Raw genomic sequence first — 22,992 nt, 5'->3', positions numbered from 1 at the left:
GCCGAATACGAACGCCGACACGACGCCGAACACAACCGCTACGCTGCCGCATAGCCGCAAACCCCGACCTGTCCACACAACCGGGGCAACTTCACCGGGGCCGGCTACGGTCCGATTCGTGCCGGTGAATTTCTGACTGATGAGCAGGCCGAAGCGTACGGAAATTCGCCGGGGAGCCGACCCGCCCCGAGCTGGAGAGGTTCTTCTTCCTGGACCCACCGACGAGGTCGTGCAGGTTCCTACCCTCGCCGCCAAGGGAGGATCACAGCGGAACTGCGGGGAAGTCTCGTAGCCGCCCGCTCAGCCTGTCACCTCGCGGGCGAAGCTCGGTTCCGCCGCCTCCAGTCGCGGTACCGAGATGCCCAACCGTCGTGCTTCGGCCAGGGTGTCTCGGCAGACCTCACGAGGCTCCTCGGCGTCGGGGTCGGAGTGCGCCTCGAAATTCACGCGCACCGGGGCGACATGAGCGGTCAGCCAGGCGAGCGCGGGGGCCGTCAGCCAGGTGGGCGCCCGGAACAGCAGCCCGCCGCCCCGGTGACGTCGCAGGTCAAGGCCGCGCGCTTCAAGGAGCGGCAGAAGTTCGCGGCCGGCCAGCAGCGCCTCGCGCAAGTCGCCCGTCGCCCCGGCCAGCTTGGCCAACGAGCCCAGCCGCAGGCCCTGCGAGTGCAGGCCCGCGTTCGACACGAAATGGATCCACAGCCAGCCGCGGAAGTCGGGTTGCTCCCGCAGCCGCAACCCGGCCTCGCGAAACGCCTGGCGTACCGCCCGCTCACGGTCGGTCAGAGGCTGGCCGAGGGTGCCGAAGATGACCGCCGGGAGCAGCGCCGCGCGGAGCACGCCGTCCTCGCCGAACCCGCCGCCGGCTTGGGGAAAGCCCCACGCGACGTGGTCGACAGGGAGTGCACCGATCGCGGCCAGCGGCTCGGACCAGATGTTGCCGAAGACCAGCACCGTGGCTTGGCCGACGCTCGGTGCCAGGAAGGCCGCCGCCTCCGCCAAGCGGTAGTGCTGCACGCTGAGCACAATCAGGTCGAAGTCGTGGTTCGGCTCCAGTTCCTCGCGGTAGCGCACCGGCCACTTCTGGACGACGCGCTGCCCCCACACCCGGCGCCGCGTATCGAGCAGATCGAGGTCCACCGCTTCCCCGTACGTCGCCGCGCGGCCCGGGCGGACGTAGAACTCGACGTCATGTCCCGCCTGTTGCAGGGCCCAGCCGTAGACGGTGGCGATCACGCCTCGGCCGAACATCAGGATCTTCAAGCTGCACCTCGTGGGATACAATCGAATCGGAGGTCATCTCCACTTTAGAAAAATATGGAGGTAGTTTCCGTTTGTCAACGCGAGGTATCGCATGACCGCCGCCAAGCCGCTGCGTGCCGACGCCCAGCGCAACCGCGAGGCCTTGCTCGCCAAGGCCCGGGAGGTCTTCGACGCCGGAGACTTCTTCGACCTGCGCTTCGATGACTTCGCCCGCCTGGCCGGTGTGGGCACCGGCACGCTGTACCGCCACTTCCCCACCCGGGAGGCGCTGGCCGAGGCGGTCTATCACGAGGAGGTCGCCACGCTGTGCGACCGCGCCCGCCAGTTGCAGGCCACACTGCCCGCGGAGGAGGCCTTGGCGACCTTCCTGCATGGCATGGTCGGCTACATGGATGCCCACCAGGGCCTCGCCCGGACGCTGGCCACGCTCATGGCCACCGGCTCGGGTGCGCTCGCCGAGGGCAGTCGGGCGCTGGAGCAGGCTGTCACCGACCTGGTGGCCGCCGCTGTGAAGGACGGCGCCGTCCGCGACGACGTGGGTGCCGGTGCCGTCATGATGGCACTGCATGGCATCGGTGCGGCCCATGACCGCCCCGGTTGGCGGGCCGAGGCCGACAGTGTCATCACCCTCGTGCTGGACGGGCTGCGCCGGTCCCATCAATCGGCGTCGTCGGCGTCAGGATCACGCAAGGCCCGCCACCCAGCTGCGGACGTTGAAAGGAATAGTGGCCGTGCACGTTGATATTGGATTTGTTGGATTGTCCGCGATTGCCAGCCGGGATCCTGGTTAAGGCTGGCCGACCTCTGCGAGGCCATTACCGCCCTGTAGACACCGCATCGCACAGCCGCCTGAAGATGGAAATAGCTCACGGAACCTTCTGTGTGTAGCTACCTGAGCGTACGGTCCCGGCGGGACAGTCGGCTCGAGACCACACACCCTGGCCGGCGAATCGCTCGGGACCGCTCCTCCCTGTGTAGCTACCGTCCGAGTACCTGCAGGTGACGACGGCCCAAAACGTAGACCCGCCACCACCTTGACAGTAAGCCGTGTAGTAAGTACCGGCGGTGTCAGCGCGGCTATTGCAGGTGCCGATCGAGGCGGGGGCCATGGCTTGTGATGGAGCGGCCGCTTGTGCCGTCGACGGCACAAGCACGGCGAGGGACGCGGCCTCGGCGATGGTCAGGATGGCGAGGGTTTTGCGGATAAGCATGCGTGGTTTCCCTTCTGGATATCCGTCACGTGCTGACCTTACGAGGGGGCTGCCGGATGTCCTTGTGCTTGAGTGCCAATCCGCTGTCTATGCGTGCCAACTTCTGCCGCGTTCACGCTCCTGCAGCGAAGCCACAGCAGGCACGGAGCGCTCCCGTCCGATCATCGATCCCGGCGTCGACCTCGGCCGTTGAGTCAGCTACCTAGGCCGATCAGCAGATCTGCATGGAGTCGGACGAGTTCGCCCACGAGCGAGGATGGACCATGGCCAGAGTCGAGTTCGACCTGAAGGCGGGGGCCGGAATTCAGTGATTCTGCATTCCCGGAGAGTGTGTCGCTACAGCTTCACCGCCAGCGTTCCGGCCGCCGGCGCCCTGCGCCCGCTTCGGAACCCTGATGCGCCAGAGGTGGACGAGGATGAGACGAGTCGGTCGGCTCGGAGTGGTTCGGGGCCGTCACTGGCCGCTTCCCTACCGGCCGTCGCCCGGCGGACGTTGATGACCTGGCCGCCCGCCCTGGGCCCACCGCCATCGAGCACGAAGACGGCCCGGCTCCGGAGCTGCCGGTCACCTTCGAGATGCCGGGCAAGGTCGCCGACTTCCTCCGCACCGCCGAGCGCGCGCTCGACGGCGACCAAGGCACCCCAGCGGTCCCGGCCCAGCGCAAGGCCCGCCGCGAGTACGAGAATCGGGCCAGCGCGCTCGCACCGACCGATAATGCGCGACGCCTTCTTCGTCACCGATGTCCGGCATCGGGTCTCGGCGGTGCTCGCCATCTTGAACGAGGCGTCTCACCTGGCCAATGTCAGGGCCGCCGGCCCGTTGCGGTTCCCTGCCATGTCCAGAGCGCAGGGCGATCCCGCAGACGCGACGCGCACAACCGTGGCAACCGCCCAGGTGACCCTGTCCACCCTATGTGCCGCCCTTGACTCGCTTCCGTCGACGAGTCCGATGGCCTTACTCGATCTCAGCGGCGGTGGCTGATCCAGGCGTGAGTGGCGGTTGCGGTGTGGGGGGTGCTCGCCACGCTGATCCTCGAAATTCGCGTAGTCTCGGAAACGGTGTCCCTGATCGTGGACCTTGCCGCGCTGCATGGTATTCGAGTGACCTGCGGAACACTGGCATGTGCCGATGTGTGGCTTGGTGGAGGCAGTCCCCGGCTCGTCGACGTCGAGGAACCTCCGTTTCGGTCGCCGTCCGGCTGGTCGCGAGCAGAGCACCCGAGGACGGCGCTGAGCCGTCTGCGGCACCGCCCGCGGGCACGACCGTACGATGCCGCTTCTGTTTCCCGGTGATGGGTGCGCTGCGGTCGCGGCGGGCGGTGAGCATGTCGGCCATGGCATGCACACAGGTAAGCCTGTACGTCGCAGGAAGTTCACGGTGATGATCCCTTCTTCCGCTTCCCGGAACTCGGCTCCGGACCGGCGGCGCGGCTGTCGTGCGCGGGGCGATCGTCAGTCGATCGGGGCGGGGCTTGCCGGGCTTGATATTCCCTCGGGCTCATCCCGTACGCGGCGCGGAAGGCGCGGGTGAAGACGGCCGCATCGGAGAAGCCCCAGCGGGTCGCCGTGGAGTGGATCGGCCGCCGCTCGGCGGCGGGGCCCACCAGGTCGCGGCGGCAGCGTTCCAGCCGCTGCCTGCGGATCCATCCGGCGACGGTCGTGTTCTCGGATGCGAACAGCCGGTGCAGGGTGCGCAGGGAGATGCCGTGCGCGGCGGCGATCGCCGCTGGAGACAGCTGGTAGTCGCCCAAATTCTGCCGTATATGGGCGTGGATGCGCAGCAGCAGAGTGGTGCGCATCGTCTCGCGAGGCAGGACGGCGTCCAGATGATGGCCGAGCAGCATGGTGACCATGTCGGTCAGCGTGACGTCCAGCCGCCCGAGATCGGCCGATGAGTAGGAGCCTGTGACGGAGGTCAGACTTGTGAGGAAACGCGCGACCAATGCGCCGATGCCGTGAGCTCCCGAAAGCACGCTGGCGACGCTCCGCTCGAGCGCGTGACCGGCGAAGGGCAGCAGGTTGCCGGGTAATGACACCAGGACCGCATGGTTGACCTGTCCCCTGGCCGTCCCGACGTGGTAAGGGCGCGAGGTGTGGTAGAGGGCCATGTCGTAGCGACCCAGCGTGATGTGCCTGCGGTCCTGCGTGAGGCCGATCGGGCCGCCCTGATTGCACAGCAGATAGAAGATCTCCGGGTCCGACCGGCGGATCAGCCGGGACGTACGGAACGCGTCGCAATGGGCGAGGACATGGGAGGAGATCTGGACGGCCCCCAGGTCCATCGCCTCGATCCTGCCGTGGAAGTCGGTCGGATTGTCAGATCTGAATCGCACTGGCACCACGAGCTGCGACATGTGGTCGAGCCAGCCATCGAATCGCTCTGCACGAGGTAACCCGTCAGTGGACATGATCAGTTGCACCGGCTTCTCCCCTCACCGGCCCCCGAGCCCCCGGCCGGTTCTAGAAGCAAGGCTACGTCCAGCGCGTGGCGTGGGGCTCAGGTCGAGGGGGCCACGTCGGGGGTGCGTTCGAGGTCGCCGGATTCGCCGGCGCTGACCGCGTCGCCACCGTGGCCCGCAAGCTGTCGGCGATCTCCGCCTGGTCGCACGCCGTTCAAGCCGCGCCGTGCTCATTGCCTCGAGGAGCATCACCTGGGTGGCGTGGATCTGCGCCAGCACCACGGCCAGCGTCTCGGCCAGCGCATCGGCGCGGGCACGGTGCGCGACCAGGCCGCGGCAACCGAGCGGGTGACCGAGTCTGGATGATATTGCGACGCTGCCCGGCGGAATCGACCGGAGTTGTCGGATCCGGGCCATGTTGTTCGTAGCTGGGGTGAGAACAGGCCCACCAGGGCGCTGTTACGACTTAGGGAGATGCGAACGATGCCGCACCCACAGGCCGAGATTCACCGCATGTTCGAGCTCGTCGAGCCGATCGCCACCGTCACCTTCTCCGAGGTGCCCACCGAGGAGTTCCTGGCCCTGGGCATGCGTAACTACTGGGACGGATACTTCGCCGGCCGGGCCGCGCCTTTGGGGCCGGTGCCGGCCGAGGTGGTGCACGCGGTCTTCTACAACTTCGCCGACGGCGAGGTGGCGCGCCACATCCCGTGGGTGTGGGGGAAGATCACTCCGCAGGAGGCTATCGCCGTACGCGAGCGGGGCAGCGCCGCCGCCCTGCGGCAGAGGATCGGAGAGCTCGCCGACTCCCCCGGTCTGGTGCGGGTCGCCGACCTCGCCACCCGAGCAGCGGGCAGCGCGCCGCCCGAGGGCCGAGCGCTGTACGCCGGGCTCCGGGCGCTGGATGTGCCCGAGGAGCCGGTGGCCAGGCTCTGGCACGCGGCGACGCTGCTGCGGGAGCATCGCGGGGACGGCCACAACGCCGCCCTGCTCGCCCACGGCATCGGCGGCACCGAGTCCCACGTCCTCATGGCCCTATCCCTCGGGATGAGGGCGGAGGAGTTCGGCCGGATCCACCACCTGCCCACGGCACAGCTGGCCGCTGTCGTCGACGGGCTGCGCGGCCGCGGCCTGGTGGACGCCGCCGGCCGGTTCACCCACGCCGGCCGGGAGATCAAGCAGCGGATCGAAGCCCTCACCGACGAGCTGGCAGCCCCGGCGTACGACGCGCTCAGCGCTGACGAGCTCGACGAGCTGGCCGCGGGGCTCCAGCCCATCGCCGCCGCGGCACAAGCCGACGACGACTGAGCGGGCGCGTCGTTCCCGCCGTCCTGACTCGGCTCCTGATAACCCGTTGTTCGAGGCGACGCTCGTCGACTGTGAGCGGGTGCTGGGCGGTGACCACCCGCCGACCGCGCCGACCGAAGCGGTACGAGACAACCCGCAGCGAGCTGAGTAGCGAACTGCCCTGCTTGCTCCTGGGGTGAGTGGTGAACTCCTTCTCAGGAGTAACGCCACCCTCGGGAGACACCCCTTGTGACGACCCTCCGGCTCGGCTCGGGCGTGGTGGGTCAGGGCAGGAGGACGATGCGGTCGCGGGTGGTGGCGGCGTCGGTCCAGGCTTGTTCGACGTCGGCGAGAGGCAGGGCGCGGACCCGGACGTCGAACGCGCCGCCGGCGATCGCGGAGGCGAGCTTGGGTAGCTCTTTGACGAAGTCGCGGCCCGGGACCGAGCCGATGCCGCTGCCCACGATGTTCAGGCGGGCCGAACGCAGGGCGGCGGACGGGATCGGGGCGGTCGGGCCGGCGACGGAGCCGATCTGTATCCAGGTGATGGGTGCGCCGCGGTCGCGGCGGGCGGTGAGCATGTCGACCATGGCCCGGGCGCTGGGCTCGCCCCACACGTAGTCGATGACCACGTCGACGTCGCAGGCGGCCGCGAGTTGGTCCACGCGGCACGTCTGGTCGGCGCCGAGGGCGGGCAGCTGCGCCAGGAGGGCCTCGTCGCGGCCGGCGGCGATGACGTGGGCGGCGCCGAAGCGTTTGGCGACCTGGACCGCCATGCGGCCGGCGTTGCCGGTGGCGCCGAGCACGAGCACCCGCTGCTTGCGCGGGAAGTCGATGCGTCGGCGCAGCGCGACCCATGACGACATCACGGGGTTCATCGCGGCCGCGAGCAGCGCGGGATCGATGCCGTGGGGCAGCACGACGCTGCGGTTGAGGTCGATGACGGTGCGTTCGGCCATGGTGCCCAGGGTGGTGTCGTCCATGACGGTGTAGCGGATGCGACCTTTCGGGTCGCGCACCACAGCGTCCACGCCGGGCACCAGGGGCAGCTCGTCGGTGCTGGTGTAGTGCGAGCCGTCGGCCTGGGAACGCACCCGCGGATGCAGTCCTGCGGCGAGAACCTCCACCACCACCTCGTCCTTGCCGTGGGCCACCGGATCGGGGTACTCGCCGTAGCGGGGTGGGGAGTCGAACGAGGTGACGACGGCTGCGCGCATGACAGGGCTCCCGACTCGATAGTTGGTATTACGAACCATCTCAAGGATGGTTCGTAATACCAACTGAGTCAAGTACGCTGGCCGGGTGAGCGTGAAACCACACACGACGCGGGCCGCCGAGACCCAGCCCGGCGGCGAGGCGATCGTTGACGCGCTCGCCCAGTGCGCGTTCGTCGTGACGGGCGCGCTCACCAGGGTGGGCGCCGAGCACGACCTGTCGCTCACCCAGCTGCGGGTCCTCGGCATCCTGCGCGACCGCACGCTCAAGATGTCGGAGCTGGCCGACTTCCTCGGGCTGGAACGATCGACGATGTCCGGCCTGGTCGAACGGGCCGAACGGCGCGGGCTCCTCCAGCGCGCTCGCAACCCGGTCGACAGCCGCGCCATCGACGTGTCCATGACCGCCGCCGGCCTGGTGCTGGCCGAGGGGGTCCGCAAGGACCTCGAACACGCCTTGGCCCCCGTGACCTCCCGGCTCAACGCCGACGAGCGCCGAACGGTCGCCCGGCTGTTGCAGCGCATGCTCGGCCGCTAGCGTGACCCCCGCCCCGTCCGCGATGTGACGAGTTCGCCGTCGCCGGCCTCGGTGCTGAAGGGGACAGTCGCAAGCGAAGATCAGGACCGCGTGGTCGGGACCCGGTATCGGCGCTTGTGCCCGGTGACATCGAGCAGTTGTCCCCCGTTGGCTTCGATGACCCGTTGCGAGGCGGTATTGGTGGTGTCACACATGACCAATGCCTGGGAGATGCCCATAGATCGGGCGATCGGCAGCGCCGCGGCGAGCATGGCCGTCGCGTGACCCTGGCGGCGTGCACCGGGCCGGACGTCATAGCCGATGTGACCGCCGAGCTTCTCCAGTGCCGGGGTGAGTCTGTGGCGGATGGCCAATCTGCCCAGGAAGTGATCGCCGTCGGCCCACCACAAGGTGGTCATCGGCACGAATCCGGGCCGTACTCCCGATGGGTTCCGCTCCCCGAGCACGCGCGCGGTGTACGCCTCGAAGGCCGCCGAGTCGACCAGAGCCCGCGGGTCGACGTCATCGACGAACCAGGGAACCGGATGATCGAGGTCGGCGCGGAACTCCGCCAGCGCGGCCACGAACGATGTCATCAACCTGCCGGTCGGATCGACGAATTCTGGCATGGTGACCATGATGCCCGCGAGGATGGGCAGAGCCGAACCGTTGTCGACTCTCGCCGGGACGAGCAGACGCGCCGACCGGTTGAGGTGGATGAGGCGGGCCGACGACCTGGGCCGGGCGTCCGTCGCCGGGGTCAACGTGAAGTTCCACGCCCAGGCTGCGGCAGCAGCCCACAGCCTGGGCCGTCGCCAGGACGGCACCGCCGATCGCGTATGCGTGGCGGCGGAGGCTCGGGGCGACGGAGGCTCGGGGCGGCCGAGCGGGTGAAGGTGGTGGGCATCAGAGCGCACTTCTTCAGGGGATGAGGATGGTCTTGCCGCTTGTGTGGCCGGCTTCGGCGTCGCGGTGCAGTGCCGGGAGTTCGGTGAGCGGGCGGGCTGCCGTGATGTCCACGCGCACCATGCCGCCGTCGATGAGGGTGATGAGTTCGGCGAGCTGGGCGGGGTCGTTGCGGGCGACGAAGTGCGTGGCCGTCACGCCGGTTCCGGCCGGGGGTTTCACCGGGACGGTGATCGAGACGATCGAACCGCCGGGACGGACGGCACGGCACAGCGCCTCCGCGGCGTCGGGCGGTATCGGGACGAGGTTGAACACCAGATCCACCGGGCGGTCCAGCGCCTGATGCGGCGGGACCCGTGTGTAGTCGATGAGCTGCTCGGCGCCGTAGGCGCGGACTCGTTCGGCGCTGCGGGGGCCGGCGGTGGCGATGACGTGCGCGCCGGCATGGCGGGCCAGTTGGACGGCGAACATGCCGACGCCGCCGCCCGCGCCGTTGATGAGGATCCGGGTGCCTGGTTCGATGCGGGCGTGTTCGAACAGTCCCTGCCAGGCGGTGAGGCCGGCGACGGGGATCGCCGCGGCATGGGCGATCGGAAGCGTGGAGGGAGCATGTACCAGCCGGGCAGCGGTGGCGGTGAGGTAGTCGGCCGCCGCGCCGCCTTCGTCGAGACGGCCGACGACGTGGTCGCCGATCTTGAAGTGTTCGACGCCGTCTCCGGTCCGGACGACCGTCCCGGCGGCTTCGGAGCCGAGGGTGAACGGCAGGTCATGCGGGACGAAGCCCTGCATCATGCCGGCACGGAAGCCGACGTCCGAGGGGTTGAACCCGGCGGCGGCCACACGCACCAGCACCTCCCCCGGTCCAGGGTACGGACGGGGTACCTGCTCATGGCGGATCACGTCGGGCCCGCCGAAGGCGTGGACGCGCGCCGCCATCATCGACGCGCCCGGACTCTTAACGGCCGGCCCGATACGGGTTCTGCTGTCATGAGTGTTCCTGTCTGAAGCGGCACCAGGCCCTCGCTCCGCACGGGTACCGCTCCTTGCTGATCTTTGAGTGATTCGACCGTAGGACCGATGCCTGAGACGGACAATGCGCGTTCATCTCGGATTCTTAAGAGAGCGTCTTCGCGGTGAGAAGCGTCGCTAGGCTCCGGGGATGGATGTGCTGAGCGATGTGATCGCCGTGATGCGCACCGGTGAGCCGCGATCGGCCCTGGTCGAATGGCCGGTGCCGTGGGGGCAGTGGTTCCGCACGGTGCCGGGAGCGGCGGGATTTCAGATCGTCTTGCGCGGCCCCTGCTGGTTCATCCCCGAAGACGGCGCCCCCTTCCCGCTGGCCGTCGGCGACGTGGTGTTCCTCCCGCATGAGAGCCGGCACGGCCTGGCCGACGCTCCGTCCACGCCCGTGGCCGACCACGTCTGTGATCCGCAGGAGGACGTCAGGTTCGAACGCAGATATGCCGCCGCACCGGCCGGCCGGGCGCGCGCCGGCTCCCCGGTCACGGTGACGTTGTGCGGGGCCTACCAACTCGACGCCGCTCGCGCTCACCCGCTGCTGAACGACTTGCCTCCGCTGCTGCACCTGCCCGCACGGCCCGGGCACCATCCCCGGCTGCGCGCCGCGGTCGATCTGCTCCGCGCGGAACTCGAAGAACCCCAGCCGGGCACCGGCGCCCTCGTGCCCGCTCTGCTGGACACGCTGTTGCTCTACATCCTGCGGGCATGGCTCGCCGACCAACCGGTGGGCGGCGGGGCCACCGGATGGGCGGCCGCGCTCGCCGACCCGGCCATCAGCGCCGCCCTTGAGGCGATCCACCGCGATCCCGCGCACCCTTGGAGCGTCGCCGGCCTGGGCGCACACGCGGGACTGTCGCGGGCCGCCTTCTCCCGTCGTTTCACAGCGCTCGTGGGGCGGCCACCGCTGACCTACCTGACCTGGTGGCGATTGACGACCGCGATGCGGCTGCTGCGCGACTCCGACGCTCCGCTGAGCGTCGTGGCGGGACAGGTGGGATACGGCTCGGAGTTCGCCTTCGCCAACGCGTTCAAACGCGAATTCGACCTCGCGCCCGGACGCTACCGGCGCGACAGCCGCTCGTCCGGCCGGCCGAACCTGGACGCGACCGACATGATGATCTAGTAGCATGCCGGCTCAGCGGACCTTGGCATGTCAGAGGAGAGGGCGGGACGGGCTGCCTCCGGTGTCTCGAACCGCCTGACCGGAGGAGCCGATGCTGGGATGACGGCAGAGCGACCGATGCCCACACAGGACGACGTGCTCGGGTACTTCGACACGCTGTCGAACTGGGGACGGTGGGGTGACGACGACGAGCTCGGCACTCTGAACCACATCACCGACGACGTCCGGCTGGCGGCGGCGAGGGCCGTGCGCCACGGCAGGAGCGTCTCGTGCGCGTGGGAGGTCGCCGTGCCGGAGGAGATGGAGCGGTCGACGACGACGTGCCCGTGCGCCGCCGACATGCCGGGTGCCGAGAACATGCCGGCGCCCGGATTCCGCAACGACCGGCGCTGGGGCTTTTCGACCGAGCGTCTCGGCATCACCTTCCACGGCAATACCCTCACCCACCTCGACTCGCCGTGCCACATCTACTGGGACGGCACGATGTACAACGGACGGTCGCACTCGCTGGTCGACGCCGCGACGGGCTCGTCGTGGGCGTCCGTCACGGCGGCGGCGAACGGGATCATCACGCGTGGTGTCCTGCTGGACATCGCGAGCGCGCGAGATGTGCCGTGGCTGGAACCGGGGCAGGGCGTGTTCCCCGACGATCTCGAGGAGGCCGAGCGCCGCCAGGGTGTGCGGGTGCGACCCGGCGATGCGGTACTGCTGCGGACCGGCCATGGCCGCGTCCGGCACGAGACCGGTGCGGCCGGCGGTTTCACGCAGGCCGGCTGGCACGCGTCCTGCCTGCCGTGGCTGCATGAACGGCAGGTCGCGCTGATCGGCGCCGACACCCCTCAGGACGTGCAGCCGTCGGGGTACGAAGAGGTGTTGATGCCGGTCCACGCCGTGAGCCTGGTCGCCATGGGGCTGTGGATGCTCGACAACTGCGACCTGGAGGCGTGCGCGACGACGGCCGCCGACCTCGGCCAGTGGGACTTCCACCTCGCGGTCGCGCCGGTCCGCTTCGCCGGTACGTCCGGCAGCCCGGTCAACCCGATCGCCACATTCTGACCGCGGCCCGCGCCGCTCGGACCTGTGCGGCACATCCGATCGGCGCGGCCGGCTACGCGCGAAGCCGGTGGTCGGTTCCTGTCACGGCACCAGGCGCCGCCGCTCGAGACGGGTCCGTCGACGCCGTGGGTGAGGACGGCGACGGATCGCCGACCGGTGATCATCGCTGATGCCGTGGCCGGTCATGGCATCACGACCAGTCGCCTGCCTTTGAGGTCGGTTCGCTGCCAGGCGGTCTCGATGTCGCTCAGCGGGACCTTCTCCACGTCGAAGGTGAGCTCGCCGGACCGCGTCCACGTCACGATCTGCTGGTACAGCTCTTCCATCGTCTGCGGGTCGAGCCCCTTGGCCGCGCCGTAGATCTCCACGCCGGACGTGCGCAGGCTCGAAGCGGCGAGGGCGAGCTCACTGCCGGCCGACTCGCCGATCTGGACCACCCGGGTCGGCTTGCCGAACGCGAACGACCTCGGCACCAGCGCGCGCAGCAGGATCTCGCTGGGCCTGCCCCACAGGTAGTCCACGACGACGTCGTAGCCGCCGTCCCCCTTGGCGTCGAGGTACGCCTGCGCCAGAGCCTCGTCGGAGACCGCGGTGTTGATCACCGTGTCGGCTCCCATGGCCTGTACCTGGCGCAACTGGTCGTCGTCGCGGCCGGTGGCGACGATCCGGCCGGCACCCAGCAGCCGGGCCACCTTGACCGCGAGCCGCCCGGCCACCCCGGTGGCGCCCTGCACCAGCACCGTCTCTCCGGGAACGAACCCGGCGGCCGCTTTCATCGACATCGCGGTGATGGCCGAGGCCATCACGGTCGCCACGGCCGGGTCGACGTCGTCGGGGATCGGCACGTAGGAGCCCTTCGGCACCACGGCCTTCTCGGCGAGCGCGCCGTAGGGCAGGCGGATGTCGCCGAACCCGACGAGCGTGCCGTCCGGGAGGGCGCCGATGCCGTCGAAGGCGGGGATCACCGGGAACCGGCCGAGGTACTTCTCGCCGGCGTAGTGGGTGCCGGCCGCGATCGCCTTGTCGACGTTCTCGACGGCGACCGCCTTGACCTCGATGATCACCTCGCCGTCGCCGGCCACCGGATCGGGGAAGTCCTCATAGCGCGGGATGCCGCCGGCCTCGTGGAGCACCGCCGCCTTCATCCCAGCTCCTGACCGAATAAGCGGGCGATCCGCGTCTGCCACGCCGCGAGCACGCGAGGCGGACGGGCCGGAGCGTGGTTGAACCCGTGGTGGTGCGCACTGTGGTGCGCACTGTGGGGCTCGCCACCGTGCGAACGGTGGTGCGGGAGCGAGTGCCGCCACCCGTGGTCGTGGCGGACCTGGCCCTGATGGCCGGCCGGCCGCTCGGTGTGCACGGGAATGCCAGGTATGCGATGGGTCGCCCAGTGCAGCAGGTCGCGGAGCGAGTGCCGGTGTCTCATCGTTGCCCCCTCTGACGTGTCTCTCTATCACTGATAGAGAACTCTATCACTGATAGAGTGCGCAAGGGAGGTAGCGGAATTGGTTCTGGACAAGCAGCGGATCGTCACCGAGGCCGTCGCGCTACTGGACGCCGAGGGCCTGGACGGCGTGACGACGCGCAAACTGGCCGCCCGGCTCGGCATACGGTCGCCGACGCTCTACTGGCACATTCCGAACAAGGCGGCGCTGGTCACCGCGATCGCCGAGGCGATTCTCGATCAGCAGTTCCCCGAGCTGGCATCACCCGCGCCGGAGGAGTGCTGGCAGGACTGGCTGATCGGGCTGGCCGGGCGGCTGCGGCGTGCGTTGCTGACCCACCCGGACGGAGCCCGGATCATCGCGGCCTCCCAGCTGTCCCTCAAAATGGCCGCCATCTCCGAACTGGCGATGAGCACACTGGTCGGGCGGGGCATTTCCCTGCGGCAGGCTCGCCTGATCGTGTTGACGGTGTTGCGCTTCACCGTCGGCTACGTCCTGGAGGAACAGGCCGGCCGCCCCGACGCCGACGCCCTGGACGGCTTCGACATGGCCGCGTACGCCACGGCGTACCCCACCGTGATGGCCGGGGTGGCCGAGTACTTCCAACCCGGCCGCACCGTCGACGATCTGTTCCGCGACTGCCTGGAACAGATCATCCATGGCCCTGCCGCGCAGTCCGGCCCCACGTCCTGACCGGTCGGCCGCTCCGCAGGCGAGTGAGCCCTGACACGAGCGCCCCGGGTCGCCCAGCAGAGCAGGCCGGCATCGTCGCCGTCTCCATAGGCCCTCGCCTGCGGGACGGCCGTCCCGGCGGGGAACATGCTGGACTTCCTCCGCAGGACTGGCACCTCAGGAAGTCGGTGAGGTCATGCCGTGGCCGGCCGCGGTCCTGGCGAATCGGCGGGCGAGGCGGTCGAAGGCGTCGGTGAGTTCGTCGGGGCCGATGACTTCGATGTCGGCGTCGTAGCGGGCGATGGCGGCGGCGAGGCCGGGCCAGGACCAGGATCCGAGGGTGAGCCGGCAGCGGTGGGGACCGGCCTCCTCGACCAGGCCGTCGCGGGAGTAGAGGGCCACGGTGGCGGCGGGCAGGTCGAGGATCACCGTGCCCTGGCAGGGCCAGTCGCCCGAGGCGTCGCCGGATCCGCGGAAGGTGCTGGCGAAGAAGGTGGCGGCGTCTCCTCCGGGCAGGACGCGTGGGATGAACCGGGGTCCGTTGAGGGTGCGCGGGGTGATCCGGTCGGCGCGGAAGGTGCGCCAGGCGTCCCGGTCGAGATCCCAGGCGATGAGGTACCAGCGTCCGTCCCAGGTGATGAGGTGGTGGGGTTCGACGCGGCGCGGGGGTACGTCGGAGGCCTCGGCGCCATAGTCGAAGCGCAGGATCTCGCGGGCGTGGACGGCGGCGCTGATGGCCAGGAGCACCTCGCCGTCGACCGGGGTGGCCGGCCGGGCGATGGGTCGTTCGACGGCGGTGACGCGCAGCGCGTCGATGCGGTGCCGGAGCCGGGAGGGCATGACCTGCCGGATGGTGTTCAGTGCCCGTTCGCTCGGTTCGGCGAGGCCGTTGCCCGGGGTGGTGGCGGCGATCTGCAGGGCGATGGTGAGGGCGACGGCCTGTTCGTCGTCGAACAGCAGCGGGGGTAGTTCGGCGCCGGCGCCGAGCCGGTAGCCGCCGTCAGGGCCTTTGACGGCGGCGATGGGGTAGCCGAGCTCGCGCAGCCGGTCGACGTCGCGGCGCACGGTGCGCAGGCTGACGCCCAGACGGTCGGCCAGCACCGTGCCCGACCAGTCACGGCGGGTCTGCAGCAGAGACAGCAGGGCCAGCAGTCGGGCGGAGGTTCTCGGCATGAACCTGATCCTGCCCGAAGTAGGTGCCACACCCTGGCACCTATCGCTGCGAACCTTCGTATCGAGGCGGTCAGCGACCCGGTTCGCCCGCTGACCCCCCTTTTCTAGGCCTTTCAACTGATCTATATCGGGCCTACCGGACCTGAAACATCAAATGAGGAGTCACCCGCATGGCCATCTCCACCACCACCCACCTGAACTTCCGCGGCGACGCCCGCGCGGCGCTGGAGTTCTATCGGACCGTGTTCGGCGGCCACCTCATCACCATCACCTACGGCGACTTCGGCATGCCGAAGGAACTGCCCGACGCCGACAAAATCGTCTTCGGTCAGGTCACGGCCGACGACGGCTTCAGGATCATGGCCTACGACGTGCCCGGCCAGGCGCCGGCCGCTGCCGCGCCCGCCGCCACCACGCGCGAGCACGGCCTGACGCTGACCGGTGAGCGGTTCTTCGTGTCCGTCCGCGGCGAGACCGTCGAGGAAGTCGGCGCGCTGTGGGACAAGCTCGCCGACGGCGCCGACCTCATCGAGAAATACGGCCCCTCGCCGTGGGCCCCGGGCTTCGGGATGCTGACCGACCGCTTCGGCGTCACCTGGGTCCTGGACGTCGCCGCCCCGTACGCCGGCTGACCACTGCCGCACGCATCCAGCGACGTGCTCGCCGGTGCCGGCACCACCCTCGACGACGAAGGGACGTCGAACCTGGCCGTAGCTGCCGGAACAGGGGCGATTCCTCACGCTGTCGCGGTGAGGAACTCCGTGTGGATCTGGGTGGGGCGATCGGCCACGGTCACTTGGAAGTGGTCGACCGCCGCCACCTCGTCCGCGTCGTCCGCGTTGTCGACCCGCCAACCGGTCTTGGCGAACAATGCCAGCCAGGCGTCGCGGGATTGGATGGTGTGCAGCGGTCCGGCGCCGCCGAACATGACGTCGTCCACAGTAGAGACGACGAGGTCGGAGTCGAGGTCGGCCGGGTGCACCTCGGCGGTCATGGCGAGGGTGCTCCCTGCCGCCGCGCGGTCGAAGAGCCCCGCCAGGAGTGACGCGACGTCGCCGGGTTCCAGGAACAGGGCGAGGTGCTCGGCGAGGAACAGGGTCGGCCGGTGGGCGTCGTGCCCGGCGCGCGCCAGGACCTCGGCGACATCGTGGGTGTGGAGGTCCACCGCGACCAGGGCGAGGTGCGCGGTGTCGGTGCCCGTCACGTGGAGGCGGCGAGCCTTGTCCGCGACTATGCCGGGCAGATCGAGGTCGAAGAAGCGCACGCCGGAGTGCCGCAACCGCAGGGCGCGGTCGTCGTAGCCGGCGCCGAGGTTGACCACCTGGGTGACCCCCGCCGCGATGGCGTGCAGCACGCGTTGGTCGAAGTACGCGGCGCGAGGCGCCAGGAGTGCGAGGGACAAGGAGATGTCGCTGGGCTCGCCGTCCGGGCCGATGGCCCGCAACCCCTGGACGAGCGCACGCCCGGCGTCGGGGTCGCCTTCGGCGGTGGACGGCCGCTCCAACTCGGCGCGCCCGAGGGCGCACACCTCGCGGATCATCGTCAGCAGCGGATTCTCCCGCGTCATGGTCTGCTCCTTCGGTGCTGGACGCGTGCGTCCGGGCAGGTGCGATCGCGCGGCGGCACATGCCGCCACGGCGAGGAACGAGGAATAGGGAACGAGGAGCGGTCCGACGGGCCCGGACCGGGCGCGCTACGCGTCACCCGGGTCCGGCAGACCGGCGGTGATCTTGTCGAGCAGCACCTGGAGGGTGGCTCGCTCCGACTCGGTCAGCGGCGCGAGGATCGATTCGTCCGCCGCGGCCATGGCCTCGTCGCGCCCGGCGATGAGCGCGACCCCGGCGTCGGTCGCGAAGACGCGCTTGCTGCGTTCGTCGCCGTCCTCGAAGCGGCGTTCGACGAGTTCTCGCGCTTCGAGGCCGCGCAGGACGCCGGAGACGTTCGCCGCGGTCGTACGGGTCGCCCGCGCGATGTCGCGCTGGATGGCGCCGGGATTGGCGGCGAGATGGCTCAGCACGAAGGCCTGCTGCAAGCTGAGTCCTCGCGCGCGGATCCACTCCTGCCCCGCCCGCACCTGGGCCCAGTTGATGACCCTGAGACTTTTCAGGGGACTGGCGGGGAGGTCTTCGGGCTGATCCATACCTCGACCGTAACCATTAAGGACTTAACAGTCAACTCCTTAAGTGATCCGGGCCATGCGGGACACCCTGCGAGGCTGCCCGCCGAGGCGGGGGCGCCGGCCCGTTACGGATGAGGTGCTTGCCCGCGTCGCCGTGACCCGGCTCCGCCAGGCCGCCGCCGCGATGCTCCGGCGCGATGAGGCGAGCCGCGCACTGACGCCACTGGAGAACGTCGGGGCTTCCGCCGTCGAGCAAGGCGTGGAAACCCGGGGAGCGATTGGCGTACACGAAACGGCGGCACCTGGAGCCCGGATTCGCCGGCATGCTCGCCGAATGGCGACGACAGGACAGGGAGATCGCCGCCGGACGCCAGGTCAGCAATGCGGGAAATCACCCGAATTCTACGTGTTCATCTTGTTTTGGCCGTTACCGCCTCTTCGCCGGTTACTACGGAAACTCCTGTAATGCGCAAGGTGCCCCTGGCGATACGAAGGGGAGTCTTTCGCTGGCCTACTCCCTAGAGGCGATCATGACGTTCATTCCCCAGCCCGGCTGCCGGACCAACATCACTCAGCCGTCCACTCTGCCCGGGGACCCCACGGTCGTCCGCTGGACCAACGACGATGGCACCTACCGGCAGTTGACCTATGACGGCGGCGGGCGCCTTGTGCGGGTGCAAGAAGGCAGTGTGTCGGAGGGATCAGGCAGCACCATCGACCAGTACACCCTACGGAACATCGACCCGGTCACCTGCAGCACGATCTCGACGGGGTCTGGATCGTGGATCCGCACCGCGGTCCCCGGTGGCGTGGACTCACTGGAACGGCGCGAGATCACGACCGACAGGTCCGGCCTGGTGACCACGTCACAATATTCCCAGAAAGAAAAGACGGACTCAGATGGTCGCTATCACATTATCGGCGACAAAACGGTCACCACGATCGACGACGTCGGCAAAGTGGTCACCGACCGATATGAGGACGACCGGGCGATGCTTTCAGGGGGCCTGATCGACGGAGAGAGCCTGCTGGAGGTCAGAGAGCATTTCGTGAACGGGAAAATGACCGACCGCAGCGCCAGTTTCACCGACAAGCCCGACAACCCAGGCCAAGGCAATCAGAGCACGACCGCGGTCGAATATCACAGCGACGGCGGCGCGACCATCCAGACGATCAGCCGAGAACCGGGTCGCCAGCCTGATGTGAAGACCACACGGGTGGACAAGGACGGCAACCCTCTGGAGTCTCCGCTGCCGGACGACGATGACCGCCCACGTCCTGCCCAGCCCAACCCGCTGGCCCTTGGCGACGATGACCAGATAGAACCCTCCGCGGAGTTCGAAGACAGAGCCCACTCCTTCACAGCGCCCGAGGAGGTGGTCAAGCAGAGCACGGCCACAGGTTCAGGATGGCCGACGTCGGCGAGAGCCGGACGACAGGCCCTGTCTCACGAAGAGATCGTCGCCCGCGCCTTCGAGGGCCTCTATCCTGACCGGTGAGTTCGAGGGTCTCGGTCCCAGCCGGTGAGCCGTCGACCTGGAGACGCGGCGCGCCGGCCGGTCGCCGTCCGAGATGTCGCCGCAGGCTGACCGCGGCCGGGGCCGCGCGGGCGGCGGTGATCGTGTCGTGGTGTCGGCGGGGCATCGGCCGGGTGAGGGCTGAGCGTCAGGGCAGGAAGGTGCCCACCCGCTTGACGGTGCGGATCACCGGCGCGGTCTCCAGTTCGCGCACACCGTGGAGCGGCGCGACCCGCTCGGTGAGGTAGCGGTAGAGGTCGCCCGTGTCTCGGCAGGTCACACCGGCCATGAGGTTGGTGGGGCCGGTGGTGGCCGCCACCACGTCGGCCTCGGGGTGGGCGGCCATGGCTTCGCCGACCGAGACCAGGGCCGACGGCTCGACCTTCATCCACAGCCAGGCCTCGGCGTGGTAGCCCAGGGCCTGCGGGGAGATCTCGACGTCGAACCTGAGCATGTCGCCGGACCGCAGTTCGCCGAGGCGGCGTCGCACGGTCGTGTGCGACCATCCGGTGGCCGCCGCCAACTTGCCGTACCCGGCCCGCCCGTCCTGCGCCAGCACGCGCACCATGGCGTGATCCCGCACGCTCAGCGAGACCTGTTTCCCCTGCGGCAGAGCGGGCCGGATCCGCTCGGCCTGCTCGTCGGTGAGTACCGCGACCCGGCTGCGCCACCCGGCGAACATGTGCAGGGTCGCGTGCGCGGACATGGCCACGATGCGCGGCGTCCGCGGCAGCTTCTTCAGCAGCAGGGCGTCATCGTCCTGGTCGCCGCCCGCCTGGACGCCGCAGGCGATCTCGGTGCCGCCGGACAGCAGGCGGACCCAGACGGTGTCGTCGCGCCGGGCGATGGCCTCCGCCACCTGGCCTGCCGCGTCGGGCGTGCACACCAGGCGCACCGACCAGGAGGTGCGGCCGAAGCGCCGGCCGTTGAGCCAGCCGGCCACCCGCAGGACGCCGTGCGCGCGGAGCTTGCGGTAGCGGCGGGCGACGGTGTGCTCGGAGACGTCCAGCGCGTCGGCGATCGTGCGGAAGGAGGCGCGGCCGTCGATCTGCAGCGCGTGCACGAGAGCGTAGTCCACTGCATCCAATGTGCTAGTTATCGCCATATTTCATTCTTACAGGCTATTTATCGCGACGAAGTGGCACGTGAGGTGCGTGGTCGCCGGCATGACGGGACTCTTGACGCATGAGCACTTACCTGGTTTTCGGCGCGACCGGCAACGTGGGCAGGAGGGTGGCCGAGCGGCTGGCCCGCGGTGGTGCCGCCGTACGGGCCACGAGCCGTAACCCTGAGGCCGCGAAGCCACCCCAGGGCGTCGAGGTGATCACTCCCGATCTGGAGGCGCCGGGCGCCCTCGACGACGTCGACGCCGCGTTCCTCATGTGGCCCTTCCACTCGGCCGAACCCGCCCGCCCCCTCGTCGACGCGCTCAAGCGCCGCGTCCGCCACGTCGTCTTCATGACAGGCGGCGGCGCACTGCCCGGAGTCGCGCCCGAGGAGCAACCCAACCCGGTCGCCCGCTGGCACGCCACCGTCGAGCGGCTAATCGAGCGGTCCGGCATGGACTGGACGGTGCTGAGCCCCAGCACCTTCATGGCCAACGCCCTGTGGTGGAGCACGCAGATCAAGGCGGGCGACAGCGTCCGCGGGGCCTTCGGCTCGCTGGCGATGACGCCGATCCACCAGGACGACATCGCGGCGGTAGCCGTACACGCGCTGACCGAGCCCGGGCATGAAGGACACCGCTACACCCTCACCGGGCCCGAGGTGCTGACCCAGGCAGAGCAGGTGCGGCTGATCGGCGAGGCCATCGGGCGCCCACTGCGCTGGCAGGAGCTGACGCTGGAGCAGGAACGCGCCCGGCTACTGGCCGATCCCGGCTTTCCCGCCGGCTTCGTCGACGAGCTGCTCGACGGCTACACCACGATGGCCGCCGCCCCGCGTCCGCAGGTCACCTCCGCGGTGCCCGACATCACGGGGGCACCCGCCACGACACTGTCGGCGTGGGCCGCCGAGCACGCCGCCGCCTTCGGCGGGGCCCGGCGATGAAGGTGATCGTCACCGGCGCCGGCCTCGGCGGGCTGGCCCTGGCCACCGGGCTGCGCGGCGCTGACATCGACGTGGCCCTCTACGAGCGCGACCAGTCGCCACTCGTCCGTCGCCAGGGCTATCGGCTGCATCTCAGCGACGTGGGCATCGACGCGCTCACCAGCGTGATGACCCCGGAACGGCGAGCCGCCTTCTTTGCCACCGCTCACATACCCTCGCCCCGCTTCGTCCGCTTCGATCCCATGCTCGAGGAGTTCGAGGTCCTCGAACACGGCGGACTCCACCTGTCGATCGACCGGCAGGCGCTCCGCGACGCACTACTGGGCGAGGTGGCGGAGACGATCACGTACGGCATGCGGCTGACCGGCTTCGAAGTCGAGGCCGACCACGTGACGGCGCGCTTCGACGACGGCACCACCGTCACAGGCGACGTCCTGGTCGGCGCCGACGGCATCAACTCCGCGGTCCGCCGCCAGTACCTGCCGCACGCCCGCATCGTCGGCACCGGCCTCGTCCAGCTCTACGGCAAGATCCCGGTCGAGCTGGCCGAGGGCATGGACAACGTGTTCACCGCGATCATCGGTCCAGGTCATCGCGTAGTGGGCGTCGCGCCCACCCGCGACTACGCCACCTGCTCCTTCGGCGCCCGCGCCGAAGACCTCCCACCCGGCCTGCACACGATGACGCAGAACCAGCTCAGGGCCCTCGTCATGGACATGACAGACGGCTGGCACCCTCTCGTCCGGCGGATGATCGCGCAGTGGCACGAAGTCTTCCCGCTGGAGCTGCGCACCAGCGTCCCGATCCCACCCTGGCGGACCACCCAGGTCACGCTGCTCGGCGACGCCATCCATGCCATGAGCCCGGCTGCCGGGGCCGGGGCCAACCTGGCCCTGCGCGACGCCGCGGCGCTCACCGCGGCACTCGCCCACGGTGGCCCGCTCGTCCCCGCGCTACGCTCCTACGAGCAGGAAATGATCGACTCCGGATTCGCCGCGGTCCGCATCTCCGCCGCCAACGGCGCCCGTGTTCTCGGCCAGGACCCTCTGCCCGGTTGACGGCGCATGGCCCCCGTCGAACGTCTGGCCGAGGGTGTGGCACTACGCCGGGAACAGCCACCGCAGTGCGGTGAGGCTCTTGGTGCGGTAGCTGCCGTGGCCGGTGTCGATTCCGTAGGCCATGTCCTCGAAGACGCTGCACCTGGCGTAGAAGGCGGCGCGTGCGCTGATCGCCTCGGCCTCGTGGGCGCCGGTGCGGTACCTGCTCAGGGCCGCACGTACGGCGAGGGGTCCGAGGTCGCGGTGGATGAGGCCGAAGTCATAGGCCGGATCGACGATCGCGGCGTCGCTCCAGTCGATGACGCCGGTCACCGCCCGCCCGGCCGGGTCGACCAGGACGTGTTCGATCCCCAGGTCGTTGTGGGAGAACGCCAGAGCGTGCCCGTCGGCGGGCGGCGGCGCGTCGAGGAACGCCTCCACCGCGTGGCGGTACACCGGCGGCACCTGGTCGGCGACCATGGCGTAGGTCTCCGCGGCCTCACGTAGCCACAGCTCCTTGGGCTGGTCATCGGTGTCCACCAGTTCGGCCATCCGCCCGATCGGAACACCGTGCAGCGCGTTCAGCAGCTCGCCCAGCGTCGCGGCGATGGCGGCGGTGTCGGCCGATCGCCGCGACGCGGCAAGATCGATGAGCGGTGTGCCGGGGAGTTTGAAATAGGCCAGGCAGCCCTCCTCCGCGACCGTGAAGCTCGGCTCGGGGACGGGCAGCGGTGAGATGTCCGCGACGGTCGCCAGAAGGCCGGCCTCGTCCCTCACCTGCGCGGCCCGGACCGCCGGGTCGGGCTCCTTGGAGAAGCGTACGATCAACTCGCCGTTGACCTCGTAGGCGATGTTGTCCTGACCTTCGCCGAGGAGCACCATCGAGTGGACCCGATAGCCGGGCAGCCGCATGGCCACGACATCCTGGACGTCTCCGGCATGATCGCGGCCCCGGCTCTGCATCCCGCGACTCTAGTACGGCGCCGG

At 69.6% G+C, this 22,992-nt stretch carries 22 protein-coding genes; 11 read left to right on the top strand and 11 right to left on the bottom strand.

Annotation, left to right across the window (positions count from 1 at the left end):
- Positions 1-300: 300 nt before the first annotated feature.
- Entirely contained in the window at positions 301-1,260 is a 960-nt protein-coding gene (locus ABZU32_RS37750; protein ID WP_354930747.1) for a 2-dehydropantoate 2-reductase N-terminal domain-containing protein, read from the bottom strand.
- Positions 1,261-1,351: 91 nt separating this feature from the next.
- Between ABZU32_RS37750 and ABZU32_RS37745 the strand changes: the two genes are divergently transcribed.
- Positions 1,352-2,002: a TetR/AcrR family transcriptional regulator gene (locus ABZU32_RS37745; protein ID WP_354930744.1), complete on the top strand. Its 651-nt coding sequence runs from the start codon at positions 1,352-1,354 to the stop codon at positions 2,000-2,002.
- Between the two features lie 1,184 nt (positions 2,003-3,186).
- Positions 3,187-3,453, top strand: a complete 267-nt coding sequence (locus tag ABZU32_RS37740; protein ID WP_354930741.1) for a hypothetical protein — start codon at positions 3,187-3,189, stop codon at positions 3,451-3,453.
- A gap of 391 nt (positions 3,454-3,844) precedes the next feature.
- On the opposite strand, the gene ABZU32_RS37735 is transcribed toward ABZU32_RS37740, so the two are convergent.
- On the bottom strand, positions 3,845-4,891 hold the full coding sequence (locus ABZU32_RS37735) for a helix-turn-helix domain-containing protein (RefSeq protein WP_354930738.1): 1,047 nt from the start codon (positions 4,889-4,891) through the stop codon (positions 3,845-3,847).
- Between the two features lie 492 nt (positions 4,892-5,383).
- Between ABZU32_RS37735 and ABZU32_RS37730 the strand changes: the two genes are divergently transcribed.
- Positions 5,384-6,178 carry a hypothetical protein gene (locus tag ABZU32_RS37730; RefSeq protein ID WP_354930735.1) on the top strand — a complete coding sequence of 265 codons (795 nt, stop codon included), beginning with the start codon at positions 5,384-5,386 and terminating at the stop codon, positions 6,176-6,178.
- Between the two features lie 263 nt (positions 6,179-6,441).
- On the opposite strand, the gene ABZU32_RS37725 is transcribed toward ABZU32_RS37730, so the two are convergent.
- Positions 6,442-7,374, bottom strand: coding sequence for a zinc-binding alcohol dehydrogenase family protein (locus ABZU32_RS37725; protein WP_354930732.1), 933 nt, complete (start codon positions 7,372-7,374; stop codon positions 6,442-6,444).
- 85 nt (positions 7,375-7,459) lie between these two features.
- Here ABZU32_RS37725 and ABZU32_RS37720 point away from each other — a divergent pair, with 85 nt between their 5' ends.
- Positions 7,460-7,909, top strand: coding sequence for a MarR family transcriptional regulator (locus ABZU32_RS37720; protein ID WP_354930729.1), 450 nt, complete (start codon positions 7,460-7,462; stop codon positions 7,907-7,909).
- An 80-nt stretch (positions 7,910-7,989) separates the two neighbouring features.
- On the opposite strand, the gene ABZU32_RS37715 is transcribed toward ABZU32_RS37720, so the two are convergent.
- Both ABZU32_RS37715 and ABZU32_RS37710 read right to left on the bottom strand, forming a co-directional pair.
- Positions 7,990-8,652, bottom strand: coding sequence for a GNAT family N-acetyltransferase (locus ABZU32_RS37715; RefSeq protein WP_354930726.1), 663 nt, complete (start codon positions 8,650-8,652; stop codon positions 7,990-7,992).
- A 157-nt stretch (positions 8,653-8,809) separates the two neighbouring features.
- Entirely contained in the window at positions 8,810-9,646 is an 837-nt protein-coding gene (locus ABZU32_RS37710) for an NADP-dependent oxidoreductase (protein WP_354930723.1), read from the bottom strand.
- Positions 9,647-9,953: 307 nt separating this feature from the next.
- Between ABZU32_RS37710 and ABZU32_RS37705 the strand changes: the two genes are divergently transcribed.
- Positions 9,954-10,937, top strand: coding sequence for an AraC family transcriptional regulator (locus ABZU32_RS37705; protein ID WP_354930720.1), 984 nt, complete (start codon positions 9,954-9,956; stop codon positions 10,935-10,937).
- Positions 10,938-11,036: 99 nt separating this feature from the next.
- Positions 11,037-11,993 carry a cyclase family protein gene (locus ABZU32_RS37700; protein ID WP_354930717.1) on the top strand — a complete coding sequence of 319 codons (957 nt, stop codon included), beginning with the start codon at positions 11,037-11,039 and terminating at the stop codon, positions 11,991-11,993.
- Between the two features lie 182 nt (positions 11,994-12,175).
- On the opposite strand, the gene ABZU32_RS37695 is transcribed toward ABZU32_RS37700, so the two are convergent.
- Positions 12,176-13,138, bottom strand: a complete 963-nt coding sequence (locus tag ABZU32_RS37695) for a zinc-binding alcohol dehydrogenase family protein (protein WP_354930714.1) — start codon at positions 13,136-13,138, stop codon at positions 12,176-12,178.
- A gap of 360 nt (positions 13,139-13,498) precedes the next feature.
- Between ABZU32_RS37695 and ABZU32_RS37690 the strand changes: the two genes are divergently transcribed.
- Positions 13,499-14,131, top strand: coding sequence for a TetR/AcrR family transcriptional regulator C-terminal domain-containing protein (locus ABZU32_RS37690; protein ID WP_354930711.1), 633 nt, complete (start codon positions 13,499-13,501; stop codon positions 14,129-14,131).
- A gap of 156 nt (positions 14,132-14,287) precedes the next feature.
- Here the strand turns inward: ABZU32_RS37690 and ABZU32_RS37685 are convergent, their stop codons facing one another.
- Entirely contained in the window at positions 14,288-15,283 is a 996-nt protein-coding gene (locus tag ABZU32_RS37685) for a YafY family protein (RefSeq protein WP_354930708.1), read from the bottom strand.
- A 170-nt stretch (positions 15,284-15,453) separates the two neighbouring features.
- Between ABZU32_RS37685 and ABZU32_RS37680 the strand changes: the two genes are divergently transcribed.
- Positions 15,454-15,915, top strand: a complete 462-nt coding sequence (locus tag ABZU32_RS37680) for a VOC family protein (protein ID WP_354930705.1) — start codon at positions 15,454-15,456, stop codon at positions 15,913-15,915.
- Positions 15,916-16,019: 104 nt separating this feature from the next.
- Here ABZU32_RS37680 and ABZU32_RS37675 read toward each other — a convergent pair whose 3' ends face one another.
- The gene (locus ABZU32_RS37675; RefSeq protein ID WP_354930702.1) at positions 16,020-16,850 is read right to left on the bottom strand and encodes an SAM-dependent methyltransferase; all 831 of its coding nucleotides are present in this window, start codon (positions 16,848-16,850) and stop codon (positions 16,020-16,022) included.
- Positions 16,851-16,976: 126 nt separating this feature from the next.
- Entirely contained in the window at positions 16,977-17,423 is a 447-nt protein-coding gene (locus ABZU32_RS37670) for a MarR family transcriptional regulator (protein WP_354930699.1), read from the bottom strand.
- 302 nt (positions 17,424-17,725) lie between these two features.
- Here ABZU32_RS37670 and ABZU32_RS37665 point away from each other — a divergent pair, with 302 nt between their 5' ends.
- Positions 17,726-18,901 (top strand): hypothetical protein, encoded by a 1,176-nt coding sequence (locus ABZU32_RS37665; RefSeq protein WP_354930696.1) that lies wholly within the window; start codon positions 17,726-17,728, stop codon positions 18,899-18,901.
- 166 nt (positions 18,902-19,067) lie between these two features.
- On the opposite strand, the gene ABZU32_RS37660 is transcribed toward ABZU32_RS37665, so the two are convergent.
- Positions 19,068-19,997, bottom strand: a complete 930-nt coding sequence (locus ABZU32_RS37660) for an AsnC family transcriptional regulator (RefSeq protein WP_354930693.1) — start codon at positions 19,995-19,997, stop codon at positions 19,068-19,070.
- Positions 19,998-20,104: 107 nt separating this feature from the next.
- On the opposite strand from ABZU32_RS37660, the gene ABZU32_RS37655 reads away from it, so the two are divergent.
- Positions 20,105-20,968 (top strand): NAD(P)H-binding protein, encoded by an 864-nt coding sequence (locus ABZU32_RS37655; RefSeq protein ID WP_354930690.1) that lies wholly within the window; start codon positions 20,105-20,107, stop codon positions 20,966-20,968.
- Complete coding sequence (locus ABZU32_RS37650) at positions 20,965-22,026, top strand: NAD(P)/FAD-dependent oxidoreductase (RefSeq protein WP_354930687.1); 1,062 nt, start codon at positions 20,965-20,967, stop codon at positions 22,024-22,026. Before ABZU32_RS37655 ends, ABZU32_RS37650 begins: the two co-directional genes overlap by 4 nt.
- A 42-nt stretch (positions 22,027-22,068) precedes the next feature.
- Here the strand turns inward: ABZU32_RS37650 and ABZU32_RS37645 are convergent, their stop codons facing one another.
- Entirely contained in the window at positions 22,069-22,968 is a 900-nt protein-coding gene (locus ABZU32_RS37645; RefSeq protein ID WP_354930684.1) for an aminoglycoside phosphotransferase family protein, read from the bottom strand.
- Between the last annotated feature and the right edge of the window lie 24 nt (positions 22,969-22,992).

Origin of the sequence: Sphaerisporangium sp. NPDC005288, from assembly GCF_040607475.1 — a bacterium.
In the GTDB taxonomy this organism is placed as follows: domain Bacteria; phylum Actinomycetota; class Actinomycetes; order Streptosporangiales; family Streptosporangiaceae; genus Sphaerisporangium; species Sphaerisporangium rhizosphaerae.
Note: the sequence above shows the minus strand (reverse complement) of the source record. Positions and strands in the feature narration are given on the sequence as shown.